The sequence below is a fragment of the Vibrio sp. D417a genome (assembly GCF_030248595.1).
In the GTDB taxonomy this organism is placed as follows: domain Bacteria; phylum Pseudomonadota; class Gammaproteobacteria; order Enterobacterales; family Vibrionaceae; genus Vibrio; species Vibrio alginolyticus.
In genome coordinates, this window is record NZ_JAHGAM010000001.1 from 287781 (window position 1) to 314220 (window position 26440).

A 26440-nucleotide genomic window follows, 5' to 3' on the forward strand; every position below is an offset into this window, starting at 1 on the left:
AATGAAATGATTTGGCATTTGAATGCCACAAGGAAATAAACAATGAAAAAACTACTTGCCTTATGTAGTGCACTTTTACTGACTTTTACCGCTCATGCAGCGCAATTTGAAGAAGGGAAGCACTACAAAGTTCTGGATGTTAAGAAAGCATCGAAATCTGTTGTGACGGAATTCTTTTCTTTTTATTGCCCACATTGCTACAAGTTTGAGTCGCTTATTGAGCGTTTAAAACCTGCTCTGCCAAAAGAGGCAAAGTTTGAAAAGGTACATGTGGGGTTCATGGGCGGAGATATGGCGATTCCGATGGCCAAGTCCTACGCGACGATGGTGTCGCTAGGAGTTGAAGATACAATGATTCCTGCCATGTTTGCCCAAATTCATCAAAAGCGACAAGCGCCAAAAGACGAAGCTGAGCTGAAACAGCTGTTCGTTGATAATGGCGTCGAAGGTAAGAAGTTTGATGCGGCGTACAATAGTTTCGCCGTAAACTCAATGCAGAAAGGTTTTGATAAGCAATTCTCTGCTAGCACGTTAAGAGGGGTTCCGGGTGTGGTTGTGAACAATAAATACATTGTTTTGGCCAACGAAATTCGTACTTACGACGAGTACAATCAATTAGTTAATTACTTATTGACGCTGTAACTATAAATAGCATTGAAGCTTAAAAATGGCGACGGTAGAGTCGCCATTTTTTATGCTTATCACTTTCGTATTATCTAAGAACGCTTGTACATGCTTGAGTCGGAACACTAGTCATAAATATGGCATGCGGATAAAACAAGCTAGCAGCAGTGATTGCAACATTACATGGCTGAGCAATCGTGGTTTTAATCACATTGGTAAGCACAGCGCCTGTATTATTTACTGTTTGAGCGGCGGCTTGTTGTGCCTGGTAAGACACGCAACCTGTCGTTGCATTGATCATCGCAGTGCTAAACAAAAGTTTGCGAAAAAACATATTCATATCCTTTGTGAATGCTTTGAATTACTTATATGTGGGTTGATTCATAAATGAAACAAAACAGTGTTCAAAATATGTGTGCATTCACGAAATGAACATTGTTTTATAAAAAGACGTTTTTTTGTGATCTTAGTACTGGACATACCAGGTTATGAAACTAAAGCCAATCCGTGCATTACGATTACGCCGAAGGTCAGTTTGCTCCTCATTCCTTGATATCCCTTGGGCTCGGCGTCTTGTTCGACTTTCCTCACGAGCTTTTCTGCATACCAAACAGCAAGGTACCCAATTGCTAAGAGTAGGGTTGCGACTGCGTAATGTTTGTGGCCCTGCAGTAATGCGCCCCAAGCCAGTAAGACAAAAAGGTTGCTGAGAATTAATACATTTCGGCTAAGGCGATGGTAGTAATGCTCAATGCCATTACCCCAAAGGATGCCGGATAAAAAACTTAATATAACGGCGCTATATGCGATGAAAAATTGCTGACCACTTAAATTGAAGAGTGAGATGTCAGTGAAAATCAGCCCTAAACTAAACACAAATGGAACCAGGCCTAAGTAACCGAGTTGTAGCATGGTTGAGCGTGTTGTCATGGTCGTCACCTTATAATTGTTGCTCTATCATATTGGTAAGCGTAGTACTTGTCGGTGATGTGGAGCTTGGAAAAGTAGCAATAACTTTACCTTCAGAGCTAATTAGAAACTTGTAGAAGTTCCATTTTGGTTTTATGCCTGCTTGGTTAGTAATCTGGTTGAAGACTGGGTTCGCATCTACACCTAATACTGAAGAGCGAGCCATCATTGGAAAGGTTACCCCGTAATCGAGATAACAGACTTTCGCTGTGTTTGTTTCGCTTCCTCTATCTTGTCGAAAGTCATTACTCGGGAAACCGATAACGGTGAAGTTTTGGTCTTTGTAAGTTTGATAGAGGGTTTCTAACTGTTCGAACTGAGGAGTGAAGCCGCACTGGCTTGCTGTATTGACGACTAGTAGTGTCTTTCCCTTAAAGCTTTCGCATAGATCGACTTCTTCCGTTGAGTTTAACAACCGTTGCTTACCTTGAAGAATATCAGGGCACTCAGATGCAAGAGCAAGCGAATTCATGGAGAGAAAGCTAACGAGAGCGGCGAGTTTCAGTAATCCTTTCATGGTGTTGTTCCCCTTGTTTTCAATAAGTATAACTACTCAAGTGCAAAGAGGATCGATCAAAAAAGCCGCACAAATGCGCGGCTTTTTCAAGAGCTGAGATCTGACTATGCCAGTTTCAACTCGAACTGGTTCAGGTACATTACCATGTCTTCAATCGTCAGTACTGGCATGTTGTGCAGGCGACCGAATGCTACGATCTCCGGTGCCTTTGCCATCGTGCCATCTGGATTGGTCACTTCACACAGTACGCCAGCGGGCTGAAGCCCTGCCATTTGCATCAGATCAATCGTACCTTCTGTGTGACCACGGCGAGTCATTACACCACCTGGACGTGCGCGCAGAGGGAATACGTGACCCGGGCGAGCAAGATCTTCCGGTTTTGCGTGCGGGTTTGCCGCCGTTTTAATGGTCGTTACGCGGTCTGCTGCTGAAACACCCGTTGTTACACCAACTTTCGCTTCAATAGAAACCGTAAATGCGGTTTGGTTTGCGCTGTTGTTGTTTACCACCATAGGAGGCAGTTCCAGTTTGTCTGCTTGAGCATCTGTTAAGCACAAACAAACGATGCCGCTACATTCGCGGATCATCAATGCCATTTGCTCGTTAGTGAGGTGCTCGACTGAATAAATGATATCGCCTTCGTTTTCGCGATCTTCATCATCAAGAAGCAGTACGCCACGGCCTTCTTTTAAAGCGATAAGTGCGTTTTCAACGCGAGTAATTGGGTCGCCGAATTCGGCAAGTAGTGATGACTGATTCATGGTTAACTCCTAAATTTCACCAGAATCAGGGCGGTATGAGAGATCGCCGTAAAATACGATCAAAAAGAAGTGCACCAGCATTCTTAGCGATCTGACTCGCTATGCTGGTGTATTCTTATTCTCTTTCATCCGGACTATAACCGTCGGCTCTGGCATCTCACCAGATCTGCTGACCTCGACGAATCGAGCGCTCGCGGGCTCACTTGAAAAAGTATACCGCCGGTGGGGAATTTCGCCCCGCCCTGAGAACAATTAAAAATGTACCACTTCATCCAAGTTGTGAAGAAGTGGAGCTAGGATAGTACTGCGAACTGAATCGCTTGGAAAGTCGATTCCATCTGTATGATGGAAAAGTGTGCTATCGACGGAAATAATCTGTGCGAATAAAGTGATCAATCTGCTGCGGCACGAAGGTGTTGTAAATCAGGCTCGTATGCGTTTGCTTCACTTCGATATGATCTTGCATACCGTCCAGTCTTGTCTCTTCTACGGTAACGGTACCGTCCGACATGGTGTTGTCATTACGGATCAACAATGGGCGAGCGCCAATCGGCATCGTTCCTGCGATACTGCCGAGTTTTTGAGGGAAATCCCAGGCGTCATCATGTTTGTTTAATCCGTGGTGTGGCGAATTGCCTAAAATTGCACCCAATCCGAGATCTTGAATTCGGCCTACAATGGACGCGCCTTTAAGAGGCGAACCGATAGCGACAACATGAGAGATTAAGTTAGTGCTCGGTTTTCTGTTGGCGAGATAGCGCTTAATCATCAAGCCTCCCAAGCTGTGTCCCACGAGCACGTTTGTGGTCAGTGGATTAAGCGAATGATCAATAGAATCAAACAGTGAAGACTCATCGATAGCAACAGTGTTATAGCTGAGTACTTGCGTTTCGTATCCGAGTTTTCTCAGCTTTTGGCTAAGAGGCTGCATGACCAGCCCATGCATATAAAGACCATGTAAGATGATGATTTTCATAATACCTCCTAGATTTATGACGTTGTAGATATCCTACTCTAATTAACAAAGAACTACTTGCCCTTTGTGGTGCATATTTACGTTTTGCTGCAAAGTTTGATCGGTATAGCAAGCGACTCAGCCCAGTAAATCCTGTACTTGTTGTTGCAATTGATGACGATTTAAAGACGCAGGACTTAACACTTCACCGATAACAACATCCACTTTTGACCAAAAACGAGTCGGTCGTTTTGTGAGAGCATGTCCGCCTTTGTGGCTGAAAAAAGAACCCCAAAGCCCTTTTAACGCCATAGGGATGACAGGAACAGGGTTACGTTCAAGGATTTTCTCTACACCAGGGCGAAACTCACCCAATTGACCGTTAGACGTTAAACGACCCTCAGGGAAGATACAGACAACCTCACCGTCGTTAAGTGCTTGTTCAATCTGTTCAAATGCTCGTCGGTAAGTGTCGGCACACTTACGTGGAGAACAGATCGGGATAACACCGGCATGACGGAATACATATTTAAGAACAGGTAGCTCGCTGATGGACTTGTCCATCACAAAACGAACCGGGCGAGTAGAGGTTCCCATCAAAATCAATGCATCGACATAGCTAACATGGTTAGCCACGATTAACGCAGCGCCTTGTTCAGGAATATGTTGGCGCCCCTTTACGGACACACGATACATACAATGGCTGAGTAAATAACTGATAAAGCGTTGTGTAAATTCCGGTACTTGGCGATAGACATAGATCGCCACGAAGAAGTTACCTATTGCCATCATGGCAAACAGTTCCACAATAGAAAGCTCTAGTACGCTGAGTACAACGATCGAAACCAAAGCAGACACCACCATAAACAACGCATTCATGATGTTGTTAGCAGCAATGGCACGTGCACACTCCCCTTTGTTTGAACGCGATTGGATGAACGCATAAAGAGGAACAATAAAGACACCGCCGCTTACACCAACAAGGAACAGGTCAATCATGACGCGCAGATGTTTTGATTCAGCAACGAAGCTTTGCACATCATAAAAGTGCACCGGAAGTGATGGATAACTTGGGACTGCCCATAGCAAGTCGACGCCAAAGACTGTCAGACCAAGGATACCGAATGGCAAAATACCAAGCTCAACGTGGTTGAAAGAAAGTTTTTCACACAACCAAGAGCCTGTCGCGATACCAATGGAAAACAATGCCAACAGTAAAGAAACGACAGTGCTATCTGCGAACAAATGTACGCGTGCGAAGTTAGGGAATTGAGTTAGGTAAGTCGCACCCATGAACCAGAACCAACTGATGGCAAGAATAGACATCCAGATGCCTCTCTGCTTTTTTGCCACTTTTAACGTGTTCTTTAAACCAGAAATCGGTTCAAATTTCGCTTTGTCATTTGATTGGCTAGGCATCGCTGGAATATTCACACTGCTCATGAACCCAAGCAAAGACAAGGTAATCACGACACAAGAAGCAATCAAGGTACCATTAGGAATGGATAGCAGCAGGCCTGCACTAAGCGTACCTATAAGAATCGAAAGGAACGTGCCCATTTCAACCCAAGCATTTCCTTTAACAAGCTCATTTGGTTTGAGCGCTTGTGGTAGTAAGGCGTATTTCACGGGGCCAAAATAGGCCGATTGAGTGCCTGTCATAAACAGCAGAACCAGCATCAGCATGGCACTTTGGGTGGCAATAGCGGTTGCTGCGCAAGACATGATAGCCAGCTCGATGAGCTTTAGACGTCGGATTAATTTGGCTTTGTCCATGCTGTCAGCGACGGCACCAGCATGCGCTGAGAATAGAAAGAAAGGTAGGATGAATAAGCCTGCCGCCAAATTAATGAATAGATTGACGGATATTGGTAGGTTATCAATTTGGCTGTATGTCACCATCAATAACAGAACGTTTTTGTAGATGTTGTCATTGAGTGCGCCAAGGCATTGCGTCACAAAGTAAGGAAAAAAGCGTTTTGAGAAAAACATACGGGCCCCGATTAAACAAAGTCGAATGAGATGGGAGCACTTTATGCTCAATGAACGATTAAACCAGCTTTCTCTTTCAAGTGACGTTGTATGCCACCAAAAGTAACGAAATTCGTTACTTTTATTTCCATTTGTTTATTGGGTTACTAATTGCGAGACTTATTGGTGAGTTTTCTTTCCCATGGTTCAAATAAAGGGAACGTCCAGCGACGCATCGCAATAATCAGAGAGGTGCCGTGTTTTTCGTCCATATCGAGAGAGCTATCACTTTGGCAAGCCTGATAAAACTCATCGATGACCTTTTGCAGTTTCTGTTGTAGCTTCTTGTTGGTTGGTACACTCATCAATCCTGTTGCCATGGAGAACTTTTCATCTTCACCAGAAAAGTAGCTTTGGAAAAAGGCGTCTTGAACTTGCTGTTGGAAGAACCGTTGAATAGGGCCGCCCATCTGCCACTTAAATGTCGGAGATATACGCAAACGAATTTTGTTATTTGGCTGCAAGTCGATGATGTTCAGACGATCCAAATGAGCAAGCTTTTGCACCAGTTCCAACTCATTGAAGGTGTATTGCTGGACGATTTGTTCAAACTGATAGCCATTTACAACACAGATTGCCACGAGTAGCAGGGCTTTATCGTTAACCAACTGCTTTTCTTGCTCTAACGTTAGCGACTCTAGACCTTTATTGTGCGCAGCCGCAAGCTTAAACAGTTCCGCCATTTCTAAACCAATCAATTGGCAAATGCGTTCTAAGCGTTCAAGACTAATGTGTTGACCTTCAGCGAGTAAACGTTTGACGCTTCCTTCACTTAAATCAAGGTGTTGTGCAACATCGGCATAATGCAGCCCAGCTAACTTTAGTTGGCGTTTAAGCTCTTTAATTAACGTATAGCTTTCTGACATTTACGCTGTTACCTCGTCGTGTAACTGTTCTAGGTACGTTTGCATAAAGGTTTTGCGTTTTTGCGCTTCGCGTCTTGCTGACTCTGTGTTCATGGTTTCAGCGATTTTGAATAACTTGGTTTGAAAGTGATCCAGAGTGAATTGTTTATCGTTAAGTTCACGTTCTTCGGCAAATATATCGCTGTCGTTGTAAAGTTGCGCGTTAAATTGAGTGCTGACTTGAATGCATCGCGTCACGCCAATTGCGCCTAAAGCGTCCAGACGGTCGGCATCTTGGACGATTTTAGCTTCCAACGTATTTGGCCTGATGTTTGCGCTAAAGCTGTGTGCCTCTATCGCATGAGCAATGGCATCATGATATTGCTGCGGATAATCGATACTCTCTAAAAATGCGACCGCTTTTTTGGCTGCGATGATTGAGCTCTCTTTGCGATTTGGGTGATCTTTCGGGTAAGTAAAGCAATCATGCAAATAGGCAGCCGGTAATACAATCGCGATGTCTGCATTTTCTTCTTCGCAGAGCTGCTTTGCTGTTTTGACTACGCGCTTTACGTGTTTAAGATCATGAGCTGCATCTACTTGCATCTCTTGCTGCATAAATTCCAAAAATTGCGGTTCTATCTGGTTTAATGACGTCATGGTTCATATCTACAACTAAAATGAAGTCAGAAGTATGCCCAACGCTTAGAATAATTTCCAAGTGCGATGGTGTAATTGAGATTCAGCCACCAGAACCTTGTGCAACGTTTGGTACTGAGCCGTTTTATATGGCCTTTCAATGTGTTCAGTGGTTTATGAGACAAGAATAGACAGAGCGAGCAGTGATGTTTACCAGTAGAAAAAAGGCCTGACGATGTCGTCAGGCCTTTTTCGTTTCGCCGATCTTTTTAGCGTTTGAACGTTACTTGCTCTGCTTGTTCAAGATGAATATGAGTTGTTGCAGGCTGTGTTTCTGCAATCACTTTACCGTGACGAACAGAGTAGCGAACCGGCACTTGGCGACGTACTGCGTCAAAACCATTTTCTGCGGGAAGAATCAGTAAACTACCTGGTTTGCCTTCTTCAATGCCGTGCTTATCTTGAATGTTCAGTGTACGTGCTGAATTGGTGCTGATCAGATCCAGTGAGTTGTTGATTTGGTCGTAACCCATCACCTGACACACGTGCAGACCCATATGCAGTACTTGCAGCATGTTTGCAGTGCCTAGTGGGTACCAAGGGTCAAATACATCATCGTGTCCAAAGCAGACGTTGATGTTGGCATTCAGCATCTCTTTCACTCGTGTTACGCCGCGACGTTTTGGGTAATCATCAAAACGTCCTTGTAAGTGAATGTTCACCAATGGATTTGCCACGAAGTTGATACCGGACATGCGTAATAAACGGAACAGGCGAGATGCGTATGCACCGTTGTAGGAACCCATCGCTGTGGTGTGACTGGCCGTGACTTTATTCCCCATATCAAACTTGTGCGCTAATGCTGCCAGTGTTTCAACGAACCGAGATTGTTCGTCATCGATTTCATCACAATGCACGTCGATCAGGCGGTCGTATTTTTTCGCTAACTCGAATACGTAGTGCAGCGATTCAATGCCATATTCGCGTGTGAATTCAAAGTGTGGAATCGCGCCAATCACGTCCGCACCTAATTTGACGGCTTCTTCTAGCAGCTCTTTGCCATTTGGGTAAGAGAGAATTCCTTCCTGCGGGAAGGCGACGATTTGGATATCTACCCATTCTTTCATCTCTTCACGCACTTCTACCATCGCTTTTAGGGCAATTAGGGTAGGGTCTGAAACATCGACGTGGGTACGAACGTGTTGTACGCCGTTTGCTATCTGCCATTTTAAGGTTTGTTTTGCGCGCGCTTTCACGTCTTCAATCGACAGCATTTCTTTGCGCTCAGCCCAACGTTCAATACCCTCAAACAATGTGCCAGAGATGTTCCAGCTTGGCTCACCTGCGGTTTGAGTTGTATCTAAGTGAATGTGTGGCTCGCAGAAAGGCGCAACCGCCATACCGCCTTCAGCATCGATGATGTCACCGTTATGACTAAGCTCCACATCGTTGCTTTCAATGCGCTTGAATTGACCATCTTCAATCAAAATTTGCTGCAGACCTTCTTGTCCTTTTAGCGTTACGTTTTTGATCAGTAGTGTTGTCATGATGGTTCCTTACGCTGGCTGTGTAGCCAGTGCTTTTTTGTTGAGAATAGGATTAAGAATCAGGAAGCTAATTGCGCCGCCAAGTACAGCGTTAATCGGCACTACGCCAGGCAGGAAGTGTCCCGCACCAACGCCAATCACGACAGCGATAATGCCAGCCCAGTTAACGTTTTGGAATTGGGCGGCTTCAAAGTTTGCGTAGCGTTTACGGTTCGTGAAGAAGTCAGCGATGATCACACCGCCAATCGGTGGAATTGCCAAAGATAAGAAGGTCAGCCAGCCAACAAAGTTATTGTAGAGCCAGAGAGCGCAAAGTGTGCCAACAAGACCGTTCGCCATTGAGATATATTTACTTGGTAAGCCTGTGATGTTGGAAAATCCAAGACCCGATGCGTAGAGCGCGTTGTCGTTGGTCGTCCAGATGTTCAAGCCAAGAACGATGATAGCTGGAATAAGAAGACCTTGCGCGATCATCACTTCAGAGATGTCTGATTGACCCGTCACCGACGCACCTGCCGCGCCAAAGATAAACATTAACGAGTTACCGATGAAAAATGCCACCATGGTGATCATCACGGCGCTGCGCGGCTTTTTACCAAAGCGTACGAAATCCGCCGTTAACGTACCAGCACTGACAAAAGAGCCGACAACCATCGCGAGAGCTATTGAAAAATCGAGTGGCTCGGTTGGTTGAACTTGTTGTAGTTCGCCAATACCACCAACGCTATTTACTGCCTCGATGACAGAGTAGCCGCCAAGTAGCGCAATGGCAGGAACGGCAATTGCTGACAACACCATCAGTGCGGAGATGCCAAAGTAAACGGTCGCGGTCATGAGCAAACCGGATACAAGGATCAACGTGTTGGTATCGATGCCCGTTGCTTTATGCACCGGAATCGCAAACATCGCGACACCAACTCCAAACCACCCAACTTGAGTACCGCCAAGAAGAGCGGAAGGAAGCCAAGAGCCTTTAGAACCAAAAGAGAAACGAGCAAGAAGGTGAGTAGAGAGACCAGTAGAAGCGCCGATGTAACCGAGGAAAGAAGTGTAAATACCGAGGATTAGGTTACCGATGAGAACAGCGAGGAAAAAATCATTGAAGGAGAGCCCAGTACCGAGAGAACCCCCAGTCCACATACTTGCGGAGAAAAAAGTGAGTCCTAACATCACCATTGTAAGTGATGCCACGCCTTTTCTGGCCGTGTTGGGAATTGGTCCAAGACTGTAATTATTGTCTCCAGCCATTATTACCTCCGCACATTGAAATATTTAATTATAGCACCTGGTTTTCAGGCAAACGGCGCGTATTATCGTGATGTAAATTTAATAGTCAATGATAAAATTGAAATTTAAACGTTTGCTTGGTTTTTGGTTTGTATTTTTTCCTTTAATAACAATGGTTTAATTTTTAAATTATAAAATTGAAAAATTTTATTTTTACGTATTTTCTATGATTTATAGACAGGTTTTCTATGTGAAATTAGTGTTTTGAATTGCCATTTGTTTTTATGGATTAAATTTATCTATAACTCTGGATTGTTCAGTCGATTTCTATGAAAAGAAAACGATTTCATGATGAGATTTTTGGTTTGGACGTTATTTGTTCTTTTCTTGGGTGTGTTTTCTTGGTTTTATTTTATGTAGGTGATTTATTTTTGTTGAAGCTGGTATTTCTAATGGTTTAGTGGGCGAATATTTGAATTTTATAAACAGTAAACAATCTGTTGTGGGTAAGAAAAGTACAACCGAGCTCGGTCAGAGGATAAGAGGGCAATAGCCACATAAAAAAATAGCCAACCGCAAAGAGTGCGATTGGCTTATATACATGTGAACAAAATCAAGTTCACTAACAACGTCAGTTGGCTAGGTGACCCTCGGCTTAAGAAGGGTCGATTTATATAATGCAGTTACTGTGCCAACTTTAATATGCCCTAAAATACGTAGTTTCTGTGACATGCGTTGCTTAAAGTTTGAGTATGTTTGCAATTTGCAACTGCGTTATGCAATTTGACTCTATTATGCTAATGATTGATTAATAAACAATGAACCTTTTAAAGCATGACTAAACTCGCCGTTCCTAAAAAGGCGAAAAAACCAACGACATCTGTCACTGTTGTTAGAATCACCGAGCCAGCCAAAGCGGGGTCCAATTTAAACTTATCCAGAATGATGGGAATCAGCACACCAAATAAAGCTGCGGTAATAATATTGACGATAATGGCCAGCGCGATGGTCCCACCTAGAACCGGAGATTGAAACCACAATCCGGCGAGCCCGCCGATGATTAACGCCCAAGCAATGCCGTTCAGAGAGCCAATACCCAACTCATTTTTCAATAGCTTGAAACGGTTACCTGGGGTGATCTGATTAAGCGCCATCGCACGAATCATTAGAGTGAGCGTTTGGCTGCCAGCAATGCCCCCCATGGATGCAACAATTGGCATGAGCACCGCCAAAGCCACCACCTGCGCAATTACATCTTCAAATAGTCCGATAGTGACAGACGCCAAAATCGCAGTAAGCAAATTGATGCCTAACCAAACACCGCGCTTTTGCGAGCTTTTTAATACTGGCGCAAACAAGTCATCGCCTTCATCCATACCTGTACCGGCCATCAAACGTGCTTCGTAGATTTCACGCTGTGTACTCAATGCAAACTGCCAATCGACTTCACCGATCAGTGTTTGGTCTGCATCAGTTACAGGGAGAGCGGGCAGTGTGCTGTGTTCTAATGCCTCTACCGCTTCAGGAAGCATCATTTTACTGTCTAGAACCGTCACAGCCTCAATAACGAGTGTTTTTAAGCGAGTATCGGGCTCACCACGTAAGATATCGAAGTAATTGACCGTTCCACGATACTGTTTATTACGATTAATCAGATATACCTGTTGAGGCGTGTCGTAGCTATAGCGCTCCATTAACTGCTTAGCTGTCCCAATCGTAATGTTGAAGGGCAGGGTGATGATCTTACGTTCAGCCCAGTGGCCGAGTTCTTCATCAGCATACTCGTTTGCTTGATCGTAAAGTTCCAACTCATCTTTTTCTATCAACGAGAGCGCTTCGTTGATGATCGACTCTGGCAACGAATCGGCCCATTCGATGAGCGACAAGTTGTCGAGTTTAGCGAGAGTGAGCTTTAGCTCGACTTCAGATAACGCATTGATGATAGAGAAACGTACGTCCGCACGCATTTCCGTTAACACGTCGATATGTAGCTCTAGTGGTAAAGCTCGCCATAAGCGAACACGATCGTCGATTGGAAAGGCTTCTAGAATCAGGGCAACCGCGCCGGGCTCGAGGCCCGCTTCAATAGATTCATTGAGCGTTGCGACTTGATCCGCTTCTTCGGCTTGGCCAATTTGCTGGATTAGAGTGGAGAGATCTTGAAACTTGCTCACCGAGTACCCCGATAGTTAATTCGTTTTATGGAAGTATGGCATGTTATTGAGATGCGCAACTATGCATCTTAACCTTGCTCAAGGTACTTGAAAGTAACAGAAAAACAATAGGCTATTCGCTGTTGATGGTGAGATATGGCTGTACCAATTGGCGAATGTTCACTTTTGCGCCAATACGGGCTGCCAGCAAGTACATTCCGCCGATTTTTCTGTGTAAAAATAGGGCATCTGCTGGTGGAGTATGCCAGTATTCTTGCTCCATGCTTAGAATGGTGCCAGCCTCGCGAAGCTTTTGTGCTAAGTCGCTGGCTTTGAAATCATAGGGCTCATCGACCAACATAGGTTCACATGCCATTTTCACTAGATCGAGAATCGCTTGGCGTTGGTCTAGAAGGATGGTTTGGCTGAAGAAGCCTATTTGTTCAAGCGCATCATTCAAGCCTTGTTCGTCATTGTTAACGACAGATGCGAAAGCTTGGCGATAACCAGTGCTGAACCGCTCGCTGTACTCGCGAGTGGCCCCGAAATCTAGCAAGCCGATTTGACGAGTGTTTTCGATATATAAGTAGTTGGCGAAATTTGGGTCGGTTTGTACCATCTTAAATTCGAACAGCTCTCGAAACAGTAATTCGAGTAGGCTGTGCATGACAAAATCTCGCGTACTCTGATCATAATGTTCGATTTGCTCAATCGGGCAACCATCAATGAATTCCATCGCGAGAACGGAGTCTGAGCAACTTTCAGTATGAATCTTGGGCACCACAAAATGAGGGTGCTCCTTCAAAGCGTCATGATAACGAATGGCAAATTGTGCCTCTCGTGCGTAATCGGCCTCGTCATGTAGCTGCTTTTTCGCTTCTTCGAGCAATCCTTTGTAGTCGACAGACTCGGGAATCAACCCAACGACCTTGAGCAGTGTACCGACATTATCGACGTCGCTATCGATACTTTTCCGTATGCCCGGATATTGCACTTTGACGGCTAGGTTATCGCCCGCATCGCTGTAAGCTTGGTGCACTTGTCCTATTGATGCACTGGCGATTGGTTTGAAGTTAAATGACAGAAACTCAGCTTTCCAATTCGTTCCTAGCGAACTTTCCATTACTGCGTTGAGTTGTTTTGCAGGCATTGGGTCTGCGTTGGAACGAAGACGGGAAAGAATATCGGCGAGTTCAGGTTCTAAAACATCACCAGCATCCATTGATAGCATTTGTCCAAGCTTCATTGCAGCGCCACGTAGGTGAGCAAGTTGGTCGGTTAAACGCGCGATGTTCTGTGGCGTCAGCAAGAGGTCTTTCGCTTTTGGTTTGTTGCCTTTGGCTATCTGCTTCGTGCCTTCTGCAATCACATTGCCTGCGACACGGGTAGCAAGTGAAGCGAACTTGCTGAATCTTGAGATGCGATGGGTAGGTAGGCTTCTTTCCTTTACCGACATGAATCTTCTCCGCTATTTACTAACTAATTGTTATACGGGAAAAGGATATGTTTGGATACAAATGAAAAGAAAACCGCCAGCGTAACTGGCGGTTTGCGAGTTTAGATAGAGTAGAAGAAGTACAGTTGAGACTTCATTCGGATGATGATCCCGCGAATCACATCTAAGAAGGCCATGAAGCCTATCGGTTTTTCACCGCTGACCCATGCCAGGCCAACAGAGCCAACAGGGATGTCGTAGCCTTCTGGCTCATCAATCTTAAGACGAACAAAGTGATGTTTGTTTTGTAAGTTCTTGCCGGTTGTCACGCGAACAGAATCATCGAAACCCAGTAGATTACCTTGTGACTCACCTGTTGCTTCAACAATGCCTTCGACGGTCGCTGAGAAGATCTTACCTGGATAAACGGACGAAGAGAATTCCGCTGGCTGACCCGGTTTGATGTTACGAATCGCCTGGTGGTTGACTCGCATCAGCACGTACTTCTCGTTAGTGTACATGTTGATACGCGGCATCATCGATACACGCTGACCTTCACGCAGGATAAAGTTGGTGACAAAGCCATCTGTTGGTGCATGCACTTTGGTGCTGTTCAAATCCCATTGTGCTTTTGCAATTTGCTCTTCCGCTTGGCGCAATTCAGCTTGTTTCGTTTCAACCGCTAACTCGGCTTTATGAATCGCCAGTTTTGCTCGGGAAATATCGACTTGTTTCTTCTTAATTTGAGACTCAAGGGTTAACACGTTGTGACGTGCCATATCAACCGCACTCGATTGTTTGTCGATGTCGCTTTCCGTGATGGTGTTTTGCACCACTCGGTTTTGCTCAACATAACGATCTAGCATTTTTTTCTGCAATTTGTAGTCAACTTTGGCCGCTTCCAACTGGCTCTTTGATGTTTCTAGATCTTGCACTAGCGCTTCGTGATTAGCTTCTTCAATCTCGATGTCGCCTTTTGCTGTAGCTAATGCAACGCGAGCAGAATCAGCGGATACGTTCGCTTGATTTAATGCGATTTTGTATTGCGTTGGGTCAAGTTCATAAATTAGCTGACCTTCTTTAACTTTCTGATTCGGCTCAATGTAAATGTGGTCAACTTTACCTTTTACATTGGTTGAATCTGGACGCAATTGGATGTGTGGTGACTGCACGACAGAACCGCCGGATAAATCCATCGGGGTGAAGTTAATCAAACCTACCCAGACGAACATCAGCCAACTCAAACCGCCAAGATAAGCGAACGATTTGGTTGCTTTGTTCCAAGGCATGCCAACCAAACGCAGCAGATAGATGAAGAGAGCCCATACCGCTAAACCTTCTAACATTATGCTTCCTCTTTTGGCTGTGTTTCTGTTTGCGGTTTACTTTTCCATGTATCACGCAGATTGATGATGGCTTTTTCCATATCAACAAATGCAAAGATCACGGCTAGCACCCAAACCCAGTGCCAGACAAACCCTATCCAGGTCAGCGCAGTGATGAGCCCTATCTGATGATGGTCTTTGCTGTGTGCTTTATTGATAGGCAATTCATGGATTTTCCAAAAGCCGTAACACGCGCCCGCGACACTCGCAATTAAAACGACAGCAGCGACAACATGTAACGCCGTATCTGCGCCTGTACCGACAAATGGGACACTCAGTAAACTCATTAAACACTCCTCTATCAAACTGTTGGCGTATTGTGATCTGAATTTGATTTGCGGCTTTCTTTGTGACAGATTCAATCACTATAGGATTAAATTTGATGTAATTGGTTATGAAAACGGTTCGGTTTATTCGCGCGATGGGCATTCTAAACATGCATAACCTCGCGTTATCTAAATACAATTTGGACTCGGATGAGTTAGGAATCCCAGTATCGGTGTTTCGTAACCCAATGACACTGATCCCGCTAAAAGCCGTTGCGGAATGGTATCGTTGTGTTGAACAAGCCAGTGCTGACCCGGATGTGGTGTTGAGTCTCAGCCGGGGTATTGAACTGCAAAAGCTAGGGCCAGTGGGACGCTGGTTATTCTCCGGCAATGATTTAGCCAGTACCATTCGGCGAGTGAATTATGGTGTGAGCAATCTACAATCAGGGGCGTTTTTTGCTGGCGAACAGTCGGGTAAAATCATCAAATGGACTTACCACAACCCGTTTATAGAAACGTCAGTAAAGGTGCACGATAGTATCCGCTGTGCGGTATTTATGATTAAGGTGTTACGCGAATTTCTTGGCAAAGATTACCAGCCTTTACGTGTCAAGGTTTCAGGCTCGAGAAAAAATACTGAGCGATACCGGGAATATTTCGGCTGCGAGGTGGAATGGAGTCAGCCAAAAACAGAGATATGGATCCCGGGAGATGACCGATTAGCCTCCCGCCAAGTGAGCCATCGAGAAGACAGCCGTCTAGCGATGAGTTTTTCCGACTTGGATGATTTGCTTAATATGCCCGATCCAGAAGACGAGTTGAAAGTGATTTATGAAGTGGTGAACTACAGCAGCCATTATGGATTGCCAACGTTAGAGCGCGTGTCTTCTCTGCTTGATTTATCTGAACAGCAGTTTCAACGTCGTTTGCATAAATTAGGGCTCAATTTTTCGACGGTTTCTGGCTATGTATTGAGTAATATTGCAGCTGGTTTGTTGAGTAAGCGCGTGAGTATTGATGACATTGCCACGCGCCTTGGTTACACCAATGTGGCGAGCTTCAATCGTATGTTTAAGAAACATCGTGGATTAACGCCCAAGCAGTATACGGGAAGATTAGAGAAGTAGTGCTCCACTTATCTCTATGAGTACAAGCAATAAAAGCCCTCAAAGTTGAGGGCTTTGTTATTTTTTTGTGTCGTTTTATGTGGTGGCTATTTCTTAGGACGCCAACTTAGTGCACTTGCAACAGCGCCGATGGCAATTACATCCTTTTTTTGTTCGCTAAGTTCAGGGAGCATCTGTACCGCAATGGTACCGTTCGTCTGCACTGCGGCAATTTCTTGTGTGCCCTCCTTAAAGCTATAACCCAATGGAATGTCTACCGCCATCATGGCGTCAGGACTAGTATGTACAGTTTCTACATTAAAGTGGGTGCTACCAATACGCACTACGCCTGTCTCTTTTTTTTCAAAGCTGATGTCGATGAGAGCCGATTTTGGCTCCATCGCAAACTCACCGACTTTTTTACCATCTTGAGTAATGTCACAGGTGTAAGGATCATTCCCACCAAAATCGACGCCCATGTAGTTAACCGACATACCGCCTCCGGTGCAGTTCAAAAGCCAAGTTTCCCCGCTGTCGATACGAGTCACTTCTGCGCCCATTGAACCTTCTTTGAAAGAGATACGGTTAAACCAACTTGAGTTAGAAGCACTGCGTGAATACTTGCCTTTGTACTTACCAGCAAAATCAAAATGGCCATCTGCACCGAATCCCCAAAAATCACCGTCGGTTTTGATCAGCATTTCTGGTTGTGCTTTTACGGCATCAGTACGATCCATGACGGCTAGGCCACCACAACCAACAAGGAGCAAGGGAGCGAATAGAATAAGTTTCTTCATGTTTTTCATTGTTTATAGCTTGGTTACATCTAGGGTTTGGTCGGTGAATTGGATGTTCTGAATGTCGTACAACTCGTCAGTGCCTGTATTTGGGCACTCAACAGAAACACTCTTTGCTTTGATAACAGTACATTCCGCCAGTTTGTGTGGCACGATATAGGTGTTGATACCGCCTTCACCATAAATGCTGTTGTCTTTGCTGTTGCCTTCAAAAGTATTGTTTTGATCATTACCGATCACATTCATCGCGTCGTCGCCAATGATCTTCACTTTTGTTAGCCACTGAGATTTGTAGGTGTACGCTTCTATCAAACCATCTTTGTTGGGAGCCATACGGAAGGTAGGTACTGTGCCTGGACTTGTCTTTTCTGTGTAGAGCTTGACGCCCGCAGAGTCGATATTCGCGGTATATTGCAAGTATCCGTGGAATAAGCCACTGATCCAATCAACGGCTTGTGGATCTTGGGTTTGCATTTCTTCACGCGTTAACGCTTGGTAGCCATCTAAACCATGTCCGTTTGCTTTTGCTACGCCCATGTACGCTTCAAAAGCGGCAGCAAAATATTCGTGAGAATATGAAGGGCCCGTTTGTTTCACACTTTCAGGGTCGAAGTCGTCCGATTTCCAATCGTCCCAGTCATACTGAGTAGGGCGCCACACCGTCGGTTTGCCCGATTGAATATCGTTATAGATGCTTAACGCATGAGCTTGAATGTCATTTTGCAGTGCCGCAGTCGCCGTGTTAGGTGCAATACCTTGCGCTTGGACCAAGTGTAAAATTTCTTCAAAAGCGGCGTCTCGTTCGGCTTTTTTACCAAGATTGGCGCAGTAATCGGCAAAATTACTCATGTAATGGCAATCGCCTTCAACTGTCAGTTCTCGATACATTAAAGATTGGCTATTCCTTAGCCAGTTTGGTGTTTCTTTACTAGTTACTAATGTTGACGCGATAGATGTGACAAGTGTATCCATATCATCTTCGTTAAGTACCATCATGCTTACAACAAACTTTTCTAGAGAACTCGTATCAAAAGAGTGTGCTAAGCCCGAGTTTGTAACTGCGTCGTTCAGTTTGTCTTGGCGAATCAGTTCGTTGATAAAGATTTTGGTTAACATCTCATCATTCTGTTCGTCGTTTTCGGTCAGCATTAGTGTGGCATCACGCTCGGCTAATGTCTTAGCGATACGAGACTTGTCAGCACCGTACTTAGAGTCTGGTTGGTTTGTGAGAAGGTGTTGGATGATTTTGGCTGCACGAAAGATTTTTTCATTATTCGCACCGTCATCAACAGCCACAATGTGAAATGTATCGTTGTTGTTTGCTTCGGAAAGGGAGATTTTCACATAGTGGGTGAAGCCCGAATCAGCAGCCACTTTTAACTTGGCTGGAAACTTTGTAGAAACGACAGTTGGGATTGTGACAGTGCTCAATGTTGGCATTGGTGGTGTTGGAGGTGTCGTTGTCGATGGTTTCGAATTAGATTCACTGCCGCCACAAGCAGTTAGACTTATCGCGCAAAATATGGCTAAAGGTGTTAATTTGGAATATCTCATTTCATGTTACTCGTAGACTTTATTAGAGCAGGAAACTTAGAAGCAACATAAAGTCCTGTCTATATAAGCAAACTAAGTCATATATGTTGATATTATTTTTTGGTAAGACCTATTATTCGATATATTTAAAAATATAGTGGATTTTTATTCTGAATTTTATTTTCTATGTGAAGCTATATTCTGATAATAAATAAAACATCAGGTTATTGCATGGTTTAAGGGGTATAGAATGATTAGGGTTATCGTATATGTATGGTTTGTAAGCGTATGTAAGCCTGCTTTTTATTAAAATTATCATTTAAGTGGGTTGCGCAGTATAGGACGAGCGATATACTCCCTCCATCATATTGGTGGAGTAAATGATTCATGGTGGGTAATACAATCTTACTGGTAGAAGACGACTCAGAGATTGCTCGATTAACCAAAATGTACCTCGAAGCCGAAGGATATACGGTAACTGTCACCGATAACGGTCAAAATGCATTAGAAACGATTAAGGGGCTCAAGCCGGACCTAGTGCTGTTAGATTTGATGTTACCAGGAAAAAATGGCGCAGAAATATGCCAAGAGGCGCGTAAGTTTTATCATGGTATTATCATTGTTTTGACTGCGACCGATGATGAAATGAGCGAGGTGAGCTTATTTAAGTTTGGTGCTGATGATTACCTTACCAAACCGATAAAAGGCAATATCCTTCTCGCCCGTATTGAAGCAGCGTTGCGTCGCTATTGTCGTCAAGTTGATATCGTTGAAGAAGAAAAGCTGAGCCGATATGGCATTAGTCTTTGTCTTCGTCGCTCCCAAGCATTTTATTTGCAAAAAGATATTGGTTTAACGAGTTCTGAGTTTGAAATTTTAGAGCTCCTGATGCTGAATGTCGATAAGCCAGTATCTCGTGAATCATGTTGCCGTCTTGCCCGAGGCATTGAATACTGTATTACTGATCGTTCGATTGATATGCGTATATCCTCACTAAGGAAGAAATTCTCTAAGGCTCATATCCATACGGCTACCATTAAAACCATACGTCACCACGGCTACATGCTGACAGGTAAATGACGCATGTTTTCCCTGTTTACTCGTCTATATGTGGGGTTAGTAACTGGCCTTGCGCTGACTGTTGCTTTGTTTCTCTTTATGGGGGAAGAGTACATGCGCAAAACAGAAGTCGGTGTTTTTTTGAGTGACGGTGCTTATTTTGTCGATCAATACATTGAGCAACGAGGCACTCCGGATTCTCTCTACAAGAAGTTAACCGAAAACGGCAAGCAAGATTTCTTTATCTTTGATTTAACATTGGTTGAAAACTGGGACGGATCACCGCCTTGTCGAGATTGTAATCTGCTGTACCGTATGCAAGGGATACCTGTTTATCTTATTGATGGCAGTACCTATGCTGCGGTATTCCCTTTGCCTAACACTTCGAAGAGTTTAGTTTTCAAAGAAAAAACGGATTTCTTTAGCCCACACGTTGATTGGAATGAAGATTCTGAGATTGTATTTATACTTACTCTACTTTTGGTTGTTGTATGCAGTTTAGGCATTATGGTTTACATACCTGTACGACGTCTTGACCGCCAAATTCGGCAACTAACGGCTGCGCAACAACAATTTGGTTCTGGTGAGTTGAATACGCGAGTCGAGCTAAAGCAATTTTCGCAACCCGTGAAAGAGCTCGCCCAAGGCTTCAACTGCATGTCTGAAGAGATTGAGAGACGAGTGCGCCAAACACACATCTTTACTCAAGCTATTCCTCATGAAGTGCGCACTCCGCTGAGTCGTATTCAGCTAGCGACGGATTTAGCTCGACGCACGAGTGGTGAAATGCAGGCAGAGTTACATGACGATATTGAACGATACGTTGATGTCGTGACGGATTTAACGTCCGACATTGTCATGCTGTCTCGCTTGAGTGTGAAAAACCACTCATGGATCGATTCTGTTGAAACCATGGAACTGCCACTTTGGTGTAAAAGCCGCATGAATTACCTAGGCTTAGAGTCCGCCATGTTGAGAGCAGAAAATAAACTCGCGAACCAATTGATTCACTTTCAGCCTACTTTGGGTAACCTTGTCCTCGATAATTTACTGCAAAACGCCAAGCGTTATGGTGAGTCCTGCGTTGAGGTGACGATTCGAACGGTAGCGGATTGCTGGAGCATCGATATTGAGGACGATGGTCCGGGCATCCCTGAGGCGATGCGAGAAGAAGTATTTATGCCATTTTCGCGCTTAGACAAAAGCCGCAACGCCGACATGAAAGGCTTTGGTTTAGGGCTTGCCATCGCTACCAGTGCAGCGCGGCAACTGGGGTGGGAGCTTTCTGTCGGCGAGAGTCACTTAGGCGGCGCACGTTTTACGGTGCTTATTCCTGCCAACGGTTAGAGTAGGCACTGCGGTAGTCTGGCTCTGCGATACCTTCATACAAATCGTCACAAGCTTGCAGTGGACCTACGACGGTTCGGTAGGGTAGGACACCTGCCCAAACAGGGATGTCCATGTCTTCCGCATCGTCGTTGACGCCAAAATTGCTGATTTTCACTGATGCCTCCGTGAGCGGGATACGCAGTAGCATGGTGGCTTTGAGTTCTTTTTCATTACTCAAACGGACTTGTTCTGTTCTCCCCGGAGCGATCTGTTCAATAAAGTGATTCAGCAACCTGTCTTTCTCTTGGTTATCTTCCACCACCTCAAACTGGCCAAAGACCACAGCACTGCGATAATGCGCACTGTGGTGAAACGCACTTCGAGCCAATACCCAACCATCAAACAAAGTAAAGGTTAAGCACGTTTGCACTCCTTGTTTGAGTGAGCGTAACAGTCGACTGTTGTTGGCACCATGGATATACACGTAATCATCGACACGCCATGCCAGCATAGGGATGACCACAGGGCCTGACTCGTTGGTTATCGCAATATGAGCGATTAGGCTTTCATCTATGATGGCGTGCAGTTTGCTAACATCAGAGACGGCTTTATGTGCGCCTTTCTTAATTTCCGTTCTATTGGTGTTGGATAGCATTTTCTCTCCTTGTTTGCTCACGATTACGAGCGATTGATCCTCATTCTTTGATTGCAATGTAGCGTTTAACTGGTAGCTTAAAGAGAGCCACTTTTAACTAATGGATGGATCCAGTTTGTCTTTGATTGATATCGGTGACCTGCATTTAAAAGACAGTGATGGAACGCGTCAGCAAGCGTTGTTTTTTGCTATTCGCAAGAAAATTGTTCAAGGACTGTGGATGAAGAATGGGAAGCTGCCTTCTACGCGGAAGCTTTCACAAGAGCTTAATCTAAGTAGGAATACAGTGATTTCTGCCTACGAACAGTTAGTGGCGGAAGGGTACTTGAACAGCCAAAAAGGTTCTGGTTTTTATGTTGCCGTAGAACTGCCAGAGCAGTACTTGCCTGAACCTAGTTCAGTTCAGAGAGACTCATCACCGAAAGCTCACTTTGATATCAACCGCGCATTTGCACCGGGTGTGCCGGATTTGGACGCATTTCCGATGGCGCAATGGCAAAAGTTACTCACTCGCCATATGTCTCGTACTTGCTTGTTGGGGAATCAAGATATTCAGGGCAGTTGGACATTACGCTGTGCTTTAGCTGACTACCTTGCATCTAGCCGTTCAGTGAATTGTTCTCCAGAGCGCATTATTATTACCTCTGGGGCGCAGCAAGCGTTGTCAATTGCGACGATGGTAGTGCTCAAACAAGGTGATAAGGTTCTGATGGAGCAACCAGGTTATGCGCAAATGCGGAAGTTGATTCAGTTCCAAAACTATCAATTTGAGCCTTTGTTCGTAAGAGAGAAATTAGGTTTTGATGTGGAAGCGGTGACCTCAAGCGATGCCGATGCGCTGTATATTACACCAAGTAATCAATATCCGATGGGCACCACACTCAATACCGAGCAAAGAGGAAAGATCATCAACTGGGCGGTCGAACAATCAAGTTGGATCATCGAGGACGATTATGACAGCGAATTTCAGTTTGCTCATCGTCCCTATACCAGTTTACAGGGGCTAGCAGCTCAAATGGGTCGAGATGATCGCGTGTTGTATGTGGGTTCCTTCAGTAAAGTGATGTTTAACGGATTGCGGCTTGGCTACCTTGTAGTTCCTGAACGTTTAGTAGAGCAATGCTTAGTGGTTAAGGATGCGTTAAGTGGTGATTCGCCGATGCATACACAAGAAGCATTGGCAGATTTTATTACTGAAGGTGGGTTATTACGTCATATTCGAAAAATGCGTCGACTGTACAAAACTAAGCATGAACAGATGCATTTATCCATTCAACAGCATTTTGGCGACCATGTTTGCGTCGTTAGCCAAGCGGCGGGGCTTCATATTACGTTGAAATGGCAAGACGGTATGGATGAGCTGCGTTTTACAAAACTAGCAGAGCATGAAGGGATCATCTTGCGACCTTTGAGCTATTATGAACACCCAGATTTTCAAGCACGTCACTGGCATGGTGCCGTGCTTGGTTACGGCAATATCGCGTTAGAGAACATAGACGCTGGTATCCAACGTTTAGCTCACATATTTCGAAATGGGAAGCGATGACTATTCAACTACACGTGTTTGTCGCTTATGTCGCCACTGTTTCCAAGGCAGTAAAAGTAGAGTAAAAATGCCAAGTGCATAAAACATTGACCAGCCTAAACATATAAAAACACCGGTACAAAGCAGTAGAGAAAGTCCCGCAAGCGCTTTACCAAATCCTCGAAGCAATTTAAAAGCGGCTAACATCGCCAACATGTAAACCAGAACGAATACACTGTTTGCGAGTTTTAGGAAAAACTCCAGATCGAGCTGTGATAGGGTTCCTATCACACAAGATATCAATAATATGCCGCCAACTAATATGGTGGCTGAGAAAGGGACACCACGACGTGAAATCTTGGCTAGTGGACTAGAAGGACGATGTTCACGAGCTTGAGCCCAGACCATTCGCGCTAGACTCTGTGTGTATAAGTTAACGCTCGCGAAACAAGCGGAGAAACCTATCAAGCTGATTATCCATTTGGCTCCATCGCCTAGTAGTTGGGCACTAAGCCAGGGGATGGATGCGTTATCAAATTGAGCGTTACCATACGCGCCAAATTTTAAAATAACGACAGAGCATGCCCAATAGGTAGCCCCTGCTACAAAACAACCGACCACAATGGCAATAGGGAAATCTCTTTGAGGGTTTTTGAACTCTTCCCCCATATGGGCAAAAGCCTCTATGCCAACAAAACACCAGAACATCACGCCTAACGCTGCGGTAATAGGCCAAATTGACTCTTGTGTGATGGCGGGCATCACAAGATCGGCGCTGTTAACGTCGCCTTTCCATAAAAATGCGCCAACAAGTGCGAAGACACTCAAAGCAATAAGAGTTTGTAAATGACCTGATGATTTTGTGCCCATCAAGTTGACGAACACAAGTAGTACTACCGTCAGAATTTGTGCAAACAGATTGTTGCTAATAGGCTCTGGCAATATTTGTTGTAGGAAGCCTGCGGCGAGTGCAATCGCGGCCGGAACCCCTACCGGAATGACACTAACAAATAGCCAAGCGACACTACTTTCCAGTTTGGCGTTAAAGGCTTTGCGTACAAAAAAGGCTGTTCCGCCCGCGTTGGGGTATCGTTTACCCAGTTGAGCAAAAGTCAGCGCAATAGGACAAATCGCGATGAACAATAAAATCCAAGCCCATAGTGAAAAATGGCCAGCTATACCTGCTGCGATAGCCGGGATCATAAACAGCCCCGTTCCCATTAATGTGGTGGATAACTGTGCGATACCTGATGTGAGTGAAATGTCTTTTTTGAGCTCTTCCATGCGAATTGATTCATCCAATGTTATGAGGGTTATTGCGAAAAAGCTTGTGGCTTCTGGTTATTTCGTTTTATGTGTTTAAGCGATGCTATTTATGTGCTGAGTACTTAAGGTGGGAATTTGATTTCAATGTGTTATCTATTTTCTGTTGAAATGGATAACAGCACTCATCTCATGCCCGCCAAATAGCATATCCAAAATGTTAATAACAAAATGATTTACTAAACCGTCAATATGACGGTTGTTTTAAATAATTCCAACAAAATGTTGGTTTCTTATGCAGTTAGAATCGGTATAGAATGAGAAAAATAAGGAAAGCTTGGTAACGGTATGGACAAGTTTGATCATAAGATTGTGGATCTGCTCAGGCACAACGCTCGGCTGTCGGTGACTGAAATTGCGGATAAAGTAAACCTTTCTCGTTCTGCGGTAACGGCCCGTATTCGTAAGCTAGAGCATGACAAAGTGATTCTAGGGTATCACGCTGAAATTGCGCCTTCGGGTGGGGATTCGATTTGCGCCTATTTTGCCTTAAAGTTCGATAAATCAACCTCTACGTATTATTGCGAATCATACGCGGACGAGTTATACAAAATTGATGGCGTAAAATGGTGTCATGCGATCAGCGGTGAGACGGACATGATGGTTTTTGTCGAAGTGCCTACGATGGCTCGCTTGAACGAAATCAGAGATCAAATTCAACGATATCCAGAGCTTCGAAACCTGATGACTCATACCGTCTTAGCTGAATTCTTTAACACGACTGGGAACCTGTTTGTGAAGTGACCATGAATGAATGCCATGTTGAAAACCCTTCTGAGCGAATATGTTAAACAACATTAATTTGAATCTACTTAGATCCTTGCATGTACTTTTAGAGGAGTGTCATGTCAGCCGGACCGCAGACCGTTTGCACATTACGCAGTCTGCCGTCAGTCGACAGCTTGCACAATTGCGCGATCTGTGTGGTGACCCACTGCTTATTCGTCAAGGTAATCAACTGATACCAACGCCACGAGCAATAGCGTTAAAATCAAAGCTTGATGCATTACTGGCTGAATTTGACCATTTACTCGATGACCAACCTTTTGAGCCGCGGCAGTGGCAAGGTGAGCTTGTTATTGCTTCTAGTGACTACGTGGCGCAATACGTATTGCCCGATATTGCCTCTCACTTGGGTGAACAAGCGCCACAGTTAGATATGGCGTACCGACTGTGGCAACCCAACTTTCTCGATAAACTTCATGAGACGGGCATCCATATCGCGTCTTCTATGTATCCAGAAAAACCACAGAGTGTGTCGAGCGTTAAAATTGGTGAGGATTCATCAGTTTGTTTGATGAAATCTTCTCATCCGTTAGCAAAGCAGGACCAGATCAGTATTGAAGACTTGATTTCATATTCACACATCAAAGTGACTGGCGGCGGAGACAAAGATTCCTACACTGATTTAGCATTGAAAGAGCTAGGGCACACCCGCCACGTTACCTTTAAGGTTCCATTCTTCTCTGCTGCGATCAATCGCTTAGTTGCAAGTGAGCACCTGATGGTGGCTCCTGAACATATTGCCGTTAACCTCGCTAAGCATTGGGACTTAACCCATAAAGCATTACCACTCGAAACATCTATTCATCAATATTGGTTAATGTGGCACCCCAAATACGACACGGATCCTGCGCATAAATGGGTGCGAGAAGAGATTCGCTCAGTAATGCAAATTTCTGAATATTCTATTCGCTAATACGTACACCGTTTAGCTATGACTTGAAGTCATGATTAGTATGAATAACTTTGATTT

General features: G+C 44.5%; 25 protein-coding genes and 1 riboswitch. Of the genes, 7 read left to right on the forward strand and 18 right to left on the reverse strand.

From position 1 onward, the window contains the following. The first annotated feature begins 42 nt into the window (after positions 1–42). Positions 43–642: a thiol:disulfide interchange protein DsbA/DsbL gene (locus KI742_RS01365; RefSeq protein ID WP_171344212.1), complete on the forward strand. Its 600-nt coding sequence runs from the start codon at positions 43–45 to the stop codon at positions 640–642. A gap of 70 nt (positions 643–712) precedes the next feature. Here KI742_RS01365 and KI742_RS01370 read toward each other — a convergent pair whose 3' ends face one another. The 14 genes from KI742_RS01370 to KI742_RS01435 form a co-directional block, all read right to left on the reverse strand. Next, the gene (locus KI742_RS01370) at positions 713–958 is read right to left on the reverse strand and encodes a hypothetical protein (protein WP_005373664.1); all 246 of its coding nucleotides are present in this window, start codon (positions 956–958) and stop codon (positions 713–715) included. A gap of 152 nt (positions 959–1110) precedes the next feature. Then, positions 1111–1554, reverse strand: coding sequence for a DUF3429 domain-containing protein (locus KI742_RS01375; RefSeq protein ID WP_017819861.1), 444 nt, complete (start codon positions 1552–1554; stop codon positions 1111–1113). A 10-nt stretch (positions 1555–1564) separates the two neighbouring features. After that, positions 1565–2110 (reverse strand): glutathione peroxidase, encoded by a 546-nt coding sequence (locus KI742_RS01380; protein ID WP_033906358.1) that lies wholly within the window; start codon positions 2108–2110, stop codon positions 1565–1567. Positions 2111–2214: 104 nt separating this feature from the next. After that, the gene (gene ribB, locus KI742_RS01385; protein WP_005373655.1) at positions 2215–2871 is read right to left on the reverse strand and encodes a 3,4-dihydroxy-2-butanone-4-phosphate synthase; all 657 of its coding nucleotides are present in this window, start codon (positions 2869–2871) and stop codon (positions 2215–2217) included. Between the two features lie 113 nt (positions 2872–2984). Next, positions 2985–3125, reverse strand: a riboswitch (FMN riboswitch). Positions 3126–3229: 104 nt separating this feature from the next. After that, the gene (locus KI742_RS01390; protein ID WP_005373653.1) at positions 3230–3847 is read right to left on the reverse strand and encodes a hypothetical protein; all 618 of its coding nucleotides are present in this window, start codon (positions 3845–3847) and stop codon (positions 3230–3232) included. Between the two features lie 117 nt (positions 3848–3964). Beyond that, on the reverse strand, positions 3965–5818 hold the full coding sequence (locus KI742_RS01395; protein WP_285384945.1) for an MFS transporter: 1854 nt from the start codon (positions 5816–5818) through the stop codon (positions 3965–3967). 146 nt (positions 5819–5964) lie between these two features. Next, positions 5965–6723: a helix-turn-helix transcriptional regulator gene (locus tag KI742_RS01400; protein WP_213893533.1), complete on the reverse strand. Its 759-nt coding sequence runs from the start codon at positions 6721–6723 to the stop codon at positions 5965–5967. Beyond that, the gene (locus tag KI742_RS01405; RefSeq protein ID WP_285384944.1) at positions 6724–7362 is read right to left on the reverse strand and encodes an HD domain-containing protein; all 639 of its coding nucleotides are present in this window, start codon (positions 7360–7362) and stop codon (positions 6724–6726) included. A gap of 248 nt (positions 7363–7610) precedes the next feature. Next, positions 7611–8888: a cytosine deaminase gene (locus KI742_RS01410; RefSeq protein ID WP_104980493.1), complete on the reverse strand. Its 1278-nt coding sequence runs from the start codon at positions 8886–8888 to the stop codon at positions 7611–7613. A 9-nt stretch (positions 8889–8897) separates the two neighbouring features. Then, complete coding sequence (gene codB / locus KI742_RS01415) at positions 8898–10136, reverse strand: cytosine permease (protein ID WP_262629829.1); 1239 nt, start codon at positions 10134–10136, stop codon at positions 8898–8900. An 806-nt stretch (positions 10137–10942) separates the two neighbouring features. Further along, positions 10943–12289 (reverse strand): magnesium transporter, encoded by a 1347-nt coding sequence (locus tag KI742_RS01420; RefSeq protein WP_132937197.1) that lies wholly within the window; start codon positions 12287–12289, stop codon positions 10943–10945. Between the two features lie 112 nt (positions 12290–12401). Beyond that, complete coding sequence (locus tag KI742_RS01425) at positions 12402–13724, reverse strand: AarF/ABC1/UbiB kinase family protein (RefSeq protein ID WP_213961428.1); 1323 nt, start codon at positions 13722–13724, stop codon at positions 12402–12404. A 101-nt stretch (positions 13725–13825) separates the two neighbouring features. After that, positions 13826–15049 (reverse strand): HlyD family secretion protein, encoded by a 1224-nt coding sequence (locus KI742_RS01430; RefSeq protein WP_213961429.1) that lies wholly within the window; start codon positions 15047–15049, stop codon positions 13826–13828. Further along, positions 15049–15375 carry an MFS transporter gene (locus KI742_RS01435; protein ID WP_017635162.1) on the reverse strand — a complete coding sequence of 109 codons (327 nt, stop codon included), beginning with the start codon at positions 15373–15375 and terminating at the stop codon, positions 15049–15051. Before KI742_RS01435 ends, KI742_RS01430 begins: the two co-directional genes overlap by 1 nt. Before the next feature lie 107 nt (positions 15376–15482). Between KI742_RS01435 and KI742_RS01440 the strand changes: the two genes are divergently transcribed. Continuing rightward, a complete protein-coding gene (locus tag KI742_RS01440; RefSeq protein WP_005373633.1) occupies positions 15483–16484 on the forward strand; it encodes an AraC family transcriptional regulator in 1002 nt (333 codons plus the stop codon). An 86-nt stretch (positions 16485–16570) separates the two neighbouring features. On the opposite strand, the gene KI742_RS01445 is transcribed toward KI742_RS01440, so the two are convergent. Next, positions 16571–17260, reverse strand: coding sequence for a hypothetical protein (locus KI742_RS01445; RefSeq protein ID WP_080276951.1), 690 nt, complete (start codon positions 17258–17260; stop codon positions 16571–16573). A gap of 12 nt (positions 17261–17272) precedes the next feature. Continuing rightward, positions 17273–18814 (reverse strand): hypothetical protein, encoded by a 1542-nt coding sequence (locus tag KI742_RS01450; RefSeq protein WP_213866822.1) that lies wholly within the window; start codon positions 18812–18814, stop codon positions 17273–17275. 366 nt (positions 18815–19180) lie between these two features. On the opposite strand from KI742_RS01450, the gene KI742_RS01455 reads away from it, so the two are divergent. Next, positions 19181–19873, forward strand: coding sequence for a response regulator transcription factor (locus tag KI742_RS01455; protein ID WP_213866821.1), 693 nt, complete (start codon positions 19181–19183; stop codon positions 19871–19873). A gap of 3 nt (positions 19874–19876) precedes the next feature. Continuing rightward, a complete protein-coding gene (locus KI742_RS01460) occupies positions 19877–21199 on the forward strand; it encodes an ATP-binding protein (RefSeq protein WP_005373622.1) in 1323 nt (440 codons plus the stop codon). On the opposite strand, the gene KI742_RS01465 is transcribed toward KI742_RS01460, so the two are convergent. Then, positions 21180–21836, reverse strand: coding sequence for a pyridoxamine 5'-phosphate oxidase family protein (locus KI742_RS01465; protein ID WP_005385609.1), 657 nt, complete (start codon positions 21834–21836; stop codon positions 21180–21182). The two genes, KI742_RS01460 and KI742_RS01465, sit on opposite strands and share 20 nt — an antisense overlap. 100 nt (positions 21837–21936) lie before the next feature. Here KI742_RS01465 and KI742_RS01470 point away from each other — a divergent pair, with 100 nt between their 5' ends. Then, on the forward strand, positions 21937–23382 hold the full coding sequence (locus KI742_RS01470) for a PLP-dependent aminotransferase family protein (RefSeq protein ID WP_213866820.1): 1446 nt from the start codon (positions 21937–21939) through the stop codon (positions 23380–23382). Here KI742_RS01470 and yjeH read toward each other — a convergent pair whose 3' ends face one another. After that, positions 23383–24645: an L-methionine/branched-chain amino acid transporter gene (gene yjeH, locus KI742_RS01475; protein WP_064369365.1), complete on the reverse strand. Its 1263-nt coding sequence runs from the start codon at positions 24643–24645 to the stop codon at positions 23383–23385. It lies immediately after the preceding gene. 327 nt (positions 24646–24972) lie between these two features. On the opposite strand from yjeH, the gene KI742_RS01480 reads away from it, so the two are divergent. Together KI742_RS01480 and KI742_RS01485 are read left to right on the forward strand one after the other, a co-directional pair. Beyond that, on the forward strand, positions 24973–25428 hold the full coding sequence (locus tag KI742_RS01480) for an Lrp/AsnC family transcriptional regulator (RefSeq protein WP_005373615.1): 456 nt from the start codon (positions 24973–24975) through the stop codon (positions 25426–25428). Between the two features lie 40 nt (positions 25429–25468). After that, positions 25469–26383, forward strand: coding sequence for a LysR family transcriptional regulator (locus tag KI742_RS01485; RefSeq protein ID WP_213866819.1), 915 nt, complete (start codon positions 25469–25471; stop codon positions 26381–26383). Positions 26384–26440 lie beyond the last annotated feature (57 nt).